We start from the raw sequence: 4,826 nt of genomic DNA, 5'->3' as shown, positions 1-4,826 counted from the left end.
TGCCATCCCGGTCGGCGCGCAGCAACGTCACCCCGGCGCCGTCGGCGCCGGGGATCGCGCGGGTCGCGAACCTCGCCACCCGGGCCAACAGCTCCTGAAGGTCCAGGGAACCGGACACCAGACCAGCAAGTCCTGCCAGGCCCGCCCGCAGGTCGAGGTCATCGGCCCGCGCCTGCTCGAAACTCAGCGCCGGCGCCAGGTTCGCGATCCCATCCTCGAACTCCGTCATGGCCGCGTCACCCGCAGGCCGGCCCCGGGCCCGTGCCGGCGGCCGGCTCGGGACGAATGCCTGCCGAGGCCCGTGAAGGGAGGGTGCGCCATCACGCCCGCCGACGCGCGGCGTCGACCTGGTCGAGAGGTGTGGACGTTCGGCCCGTCATCATGACGGCTGCCTAACCCGGGCGATGAGAGCCGCCAGATGGCCACGGCCGGTGACGACACCGACCCGGCGTCAACATTCGTAGAAATCCGGCCAACCGTAACCATACCACAGCACCCCTGCACCCGTGCGATCGCGAACTCCTCGTCCGTGGCTGGGACGAGCACATGGACGTTCGGACACTGAGCGCATCGGGGGCGCCCGCTGCCGGCGGACCCCGCGATTCTCCAGGCCCCCGGATCCACATCGATGCGAGGACGCGTTGCACCGGCGGCTGCGCCAGCGGCCGATCTCCGCGGAAACCCTCCGCGCGGTCTGGCCCCGTGAACCTGGGCCACCCGACCCGGCGGCGTGGCAGGTCGACCCTATAGCCCAGTACGACCAGTTCGGCGTCTTTTGCCCCGCCCGTCGCCTCGGATCCGGGGGACGGGCCGGTCCGAACGCGCCGGATCCATGACGAGATACACCAGTCGCAACACCATGATCCTCGATCATGCACCGCTGCGCGAGGCAGCACAGTCGCCCGTTACCACACTGGTCGACATTCGGACGTGCCTCGGGCTATGCTCAGCTGGCTAGGACATAGCCGGCTCGGGATCGGGAACGCCGCGTAGCTGCCGCGGGACCGCGAGTGTGCGACTCACGCTCGAGCGCCGCCAGTGGCCGTCCACAGGGCGTCGTCTGTGACATTGTCCAAATCCTCTGGCCACCTTCGCGCCGCTATTCCCGCCTGGGTTTCCTGGTCGTCCCCATGGGGCCCGTCGAACGGCTCACCGCCGTCTGGTCAGGCGCGCCACGATCACCGGTCCTCGGCTGGGTTCGGGCGAGCGTAGTGGAGTACCGGCGCGACTTTCTCCACGTTCTCCTGGGACAGCTGGACGGCAGCGAACGGCCCCGCGTGCTGGCCCAGCTCGGGGTCGACAATGCCACGCAAGGCCTCACAATCATGCATCGACGGTCCGGTCCGTCCGGGGCCGCGGTGGGAATCTTCACCTCGCACCGCGACCGGGTCACGACCGTCCAGATCCTCGCCCCGGCCGGGGTGGTCGCCGCTACGTTCCGGGACGCCCTCGGCCATGGGATGCACGCGGGGGAACCACTGCTGGTCGTTGACCTCGGCGAGGTGTCGTCCCTCGGCGCGGCGGCCCTGGAGATGCTGGTCGGCGCCGCTTCCTGGGCGGCTCGCCGAGGGAGTCGGATCATCGTTCGCGGCGCCCAGCCGGCGGTCTTCACAGAGTTCCTCGCCGCCGGCCTGGTCATGATGCTCGATGTCCGTCCCGCATACCAACAGCCCGCCATCATCAAACAGCAGGGAAAAACATGAGCATCATTGCCTGGATCGTGCTGGGACTCGTCGCCGGCCTGATCGCCGAAAGGCTTACCGGGGAACGGACAGGCTGGGTGGTCGCGGGTATTGCCGGGATCGCGGGTGCCCTGCTCGGGGGCTGGCTCGCCAAAATGATCTTTCACGTCCATTCGCTCGACACGTTCTTCAACGTGTCGACGTGGATCACCGCGATCGTCGGGGCCGTTATAGTCCTCCTGGCCGTGCGCCTGATCACCGGCGCGACGGGCAACTCGCTGCGAGGGCGTCGACACCCGACGTCGCACCGCTGATCGTGACGAGATCTCTCCCCCCCGTGTCCGAGGCGTTGACACGGCGCTCGGTCAGGTCCGCCTTCCGATTTCATACCGACATCTACGCGCCGCCCGACAGGACGATCGTGCGTGCGCACGGTGAGATCGACCTGGCGACCCGGGCCGCGTTCCGCGCGGCGCTGACCGCCGGCCTCGACCGGCAGCCGTCGCTGCTGGTCGTCGACCTCGCCGGCGTATCGGTCCTAAGCCCCTACGGGCTGGGAGTCCTCGTCCGTGTCGCGAAACAGGCCGCCCGCGCCGGCATCCCGATCACCGTCATCGGTGCCCGCCCCCGGATCTACCGACGGTTCGCCCTGACCCGCCAGGTCGCCCGCCTCAACGTGCACACCTACACCCGCCACAGCGACCCGGATACCAGCCTCGATGACGGTCCGACCAGCGCACTCACCAGCCCACTCCAGAGATGAGGTCCTGACTCGGCCGGCCCTGGGCAGCCATCCCACTGGTGCGCCGCCTGCCCTGGCTCGTCTAGGAAACCCGGACACAACCGACCGTCGGTCGGTCGGCCGGCCGACCGACCGACCGCGGATGAACGGATGCGCGCAGGCCGGCGCCGGGGCCTTTCGGTCTCGCTCTGCTCGGCGACATCGTTGTCGTCGAGCAGAGCGTTGACCTGCGCTGTGCAGCGGTTGGCGGCACCGACTGCCCCACCGGCGCCGCGCATCGGCGGCCAGGCGGCCTCGATCCGGTGGCGATGGCGGGCCGCGGCCGAGCGGCCGGCACCTTTCGGCAGAGCTCGATGCCAGCGCCGCAAGGCACGTGAAGACCGCGACATTCCCTTGCCGGCGCGGTCAGCTGGCATATGCGGGCGTGGGGCGCTATTCCGACGAGACGGTCACCCCGTCCGGCGGGGCGGCGTACTATGACGCCGCTGGGACACAGCCAGCCCGGGTGGGGGCTGCCGCGCGTCAGCGTCGCAGTCTCACGAGTTTTCAGGCTCAGTGCCGGGTGCCTCGGTGATCTCTCCTGGAGAGGCACCACATGCCCACAGGCAACGATTCTCCCTCGGCTACGCCCGCAGCGGTGCTCGGCAGCCGATACGGCACCTGCGACGGCAGATCCGCGTTCGCCCGGGAGACCAGCCCTGGTAGCTGGCAGGTCAAGATGCACCCTCCGACCAGTCCACGCGCGGGCCATGACGGCTGGGTGCTGCTCGGCTCTGGCTGGCCGACGTTGGCCGTCGTCCTCGCCGCGACCGGCCTGACCTGAGCCCGCGCGGTGATGTCTCGTGATCGTGGCGACGCGGCGATAGCACCCGTGGCGGGCAGCCAGGTCGGACCGCGCGCCGCACCGGGAGGTGGCCGCTCATCCGGCCCGGCCGTGTCGACGCAGCTGTCCAGGACGCCGCCGGCGGTAGTCCTGGACAGGGATCGCTTCGGTCGGCTGACGGCGTTGGCGAGGATCGCGCTGGCCGCGCCGGTCGCGTTCGTCGCACCCGCAGACGGGTCCAGTGCCTGGTCGCCGGACCTCTCCCACGGACTCGCAGAAGCGTCGACCGTCGGGTCCGACGTCCTCGTCCGGATTGCCCACAAGGTCCTGACCGGTGCGATGCCGCTGACCGTCGAGGACGTACGGGCCGATCCGAGCACGCGCGACGACCCGCGGATCGCCGCCACGGGCGTCGCCGCGTGGACGTGCGCCCGTGTCGGGGGCCCGGCTGGTGAGACACTCGCGCTGTTCTGCGTCGTGGACACGGCGGCGCGCGGCTGGACCGAGCAGGAGCGGCAGGTCGTCGCGAGTCTCGCGGCCGTCGCCGCGGGCGAGCGGGGATGGCGCGACGACATCGCCCGCGCGGGCCGGCCGGACGAACGCCTGCGACCACTCCCCGTCCAGGTGCCGATGCCGCACCTGAGTCTGCTGCCCCCACGGACGTCCGACATCGCGGGTATGCAGATCGCCGCGCGCAGCATCCCGGCGGCCGACGGCCAGGGGGCACTCGGCGACTTCTACGACATGTTCCCGGTGCGGCTATCCACCGGCGCGGACGCGAGATCCCAGACGGAGCAGGTGCGAGTGCGGCGTGGATCCCTGGTGGAACGCTGGGACGCCGTGATCGGAGACGTCGCAGGGCACGGCCCGCAAGCCGCGAAGATCGCGGACATGGCACGCCACACGATCCGCGCCGTCGCGACGGCCGAGAAGACCCCATCGCAGATACTCGACCGCCTCAACACCGTGCTGCTGGCCCACGGCTCCGCTAACGAGCGCTTCCTCACCGCCGCCTACGTGACGCTGTTCCCCACCCCAGGCGCAGTCCGCCTGCTCCTCACGTTGGCGGGCCACATGCCCGCGCTGCTGCGCAGCTCCGCAGGCCCGGTGCGCGCCCTCGGACACCACGGCCTGCCCCTGGGTCTCTTCGACAACGCCAGCCTCACCAACGTACGAGTGACCCTGCGGCCGGGAGACACGATGCTTCTCTACACCGACGGCGTCACCGAAGCCCGGCAAGGCCGCGAACAGTACGGCGAACAACGCCTTCGCTGCCTCCTCACCGACGCCGGACAGCTCAGCGCCCACCACCTCGTCAAAGCCATCGAGAAGGCAGTGCTCACCTTCACCGGCGGAACCCACACCGACGACATCGCCCTCCTCGCCCTACACGCCGTCAACGCATCCGAGCAGGTTCGGTAGACGTGGAGCCTTTCCCAGCAACGGTCGGCGACGCCGCGTGATGGTCACTGACGGTGGTAGGTGTGGGGTCGTGAACTGACGGAGGCCGACTACGAAATCCTCGCGTTCGCGCAGTTGACCCTCGCGGACCAGGTCGGTCGACACCTACGCCACGCGC

6 protein-coding genes and 1 pseudogene are annotated in these 4,826 nt (G+C 70.1%); 5 read left to right on the top strand and 2 right to left on the bottom strand.

Features of this window, described 5'->3' with window-relative positions; genetic code table 11:
- Both C1A33_RS20345 and C1A33_RS37515 read right to left on the bottom strand, forming a co-directional pair.
- Positions 1-229, bottom strand: a pseudogene (locus tag C1A33_RS20345) (hypothetical protein); the annotation flags it as partial.
- Between the two features lie 949 nt (positions 230-1,178).
- Positions 1,179-1,313, bottom strand: coding sequence for a hypothetical protein (locus tag C1A33_RS37515; RefSeq protein WP_279354676.1), 135 nt, complete (start codon positions 1,311-1,313; stop codon positions 1,179-1,181).
- Positions 1,314-1,325: 12 nt separating this feature from the next.
- Between C1A33_RS37515 and C1A33_RS20340 the strand changes: the two genes are divergently transcribed.
- The 5 genes from C1A33_RS20340 to C1A33_RS20320 all read left to right on the top strand — a co-directional run bounded on the left by C1A33_RS20340 (position 1,326) and on the right by C1A33_RS20320 (position 4,669).
- Positions 1,326-1,703, top strand: a complete 378-nt coding sequence (locus C1A33_RS20340) for an STAS domain-containing protein (protein ID WP_165818489.1) — start codon at positions 1,326-1,328, stop codon at positions 1,701-1,703.
- Complete coding sequence (locus C1A33_RS20335; protein WP_101833028.1) at positions 1,700-1,996, top strand: GlsB/YeaQ/YmgE family stress response membrane protein; 297 nt, start codon at positions 1,700-1,702, stop codon at positions 1,994-1,996. Before C1A33_RS20340 ends, C1A33_RS20335 begins: the two co-directional genes overlap by 4 nt.
- Complete coding sequence (locus C1A33_RS37510; protein WP_101833027.1) at positions 1,885-2,445, top strand: STAS domain-containing protein; 561 nt, start codon at positions 1,885-1,887, stop codon at positions 2,443-2,445. The genes C1A33_RS20335 and C1A33_RS37510 overlap by 112 nt, the downstream gene beginning before the upstream one ends.
- Before the next feature lie 574 nt (positions 2,446-3,019).
- A complete protein-coding gene (locus C1A33_RS20325; RefSeq protein ID WP_101833026.1) occupies positions 3,020-3,247 on the top strand; it encodes a hypothetical protein in 228 nt (75 codons plus the stop codon).
- A 183-nt stretch (positions 3,248-3,430) separates the two neighbouring features.
- A complete protein-coding gene (locus C1A33_RS20320; protein WP_207770399.1) occupies positions 3,431-4,669 on the top strand; it encodes a PP2C family protein-serine/threonine phosphatase in 1,239 nt (412 codons plus the stop codon).
- Positions 4,670-4,826: the final 157 nt, after the last annotated feature.

The sequence above is a fragment of the Frankia canadensis genome, from assembly GCF_900197875.1.
Lineage (GTDB): Bacteria > Actinomycetota > Actinomycetes > Frankiales > Frankiaceae > Frankia > Frankia canadensis.
The sequence above is the reverse complement of the archived record's forward strand: the minus strand, read 5'-3'. Positions and strand labels throughout refer to the sequence as shown.